1 pseudogene is annotated in these 540 nt (G+C 60.0%); it reads left to right on the top strand.

Annotation, left to right across the window (positions count from 1 at the left end):
* Positions 1–106: 106 nt before the first annotated feature.
* Positions 107–540 (top strand): annotated as a pseudogene (locus NZU74_20820) (argininosuccinate synthase).

Genomic DNA, 540 nt, shown 5'->3' with positions numbered 1-540 from the left:
CAAAAAGAATGCAGGACACACTGTTATACAGAACTTCAACCAAACGTTTTTCTGAAGTGTCATTCGCCTACTATGGAAAAAGAAGGGGCTGGGAGATAGGGAGCGAATGGAACAGCGGGCGCGGAAGGTGGTGCTGGCCTACTCGGGCGGGGTGGACACAACGGTGTGCATTCCTTACCTGCGTCATGAGTGGGGCGTCGAGGAAATCATTGCGCTGGTGGTGGATGTGGGACAAGGGCTGACGCTGGAGATGGCGGACGCGCCGGAACTGGAAACCCGCCAATGCGCTCTACGAGGGTCGCTATCCGCTTTCGACGGCGCTGGCTCGCCCCTTGATCGCTCGCCTGCTGGTGGAAGTGGCCGAAGAGTACGGCGCGGATGCGGTGGCCCACGGTTGCACAGGTAAGGGCAATGACCAGGTGCGGTTTGATGTGGCGATTGCGGCGTTGAATCCCCGGCTGAAAGTCCTGGCGCCGGCGCGGGAATGGGGCATGAGCCGCGAGCAGACGATTGCCTACGGGGAGCGATTTGGGCTGAGTT

Source organism: Chloroflexaceae bacterium, from assembly GCA_025057155.1.
Taxonomy (GTDB): domain Bacteria; phylum Chloroflexota; class Chloroflexia; order Chloroflexales; family Chloroflexaceae; genus JACAEO01.
Note: the sequence above shows the minus strand (reverse complement) of the source record. Positions and strands in the feature narration are given on the sequence as shown.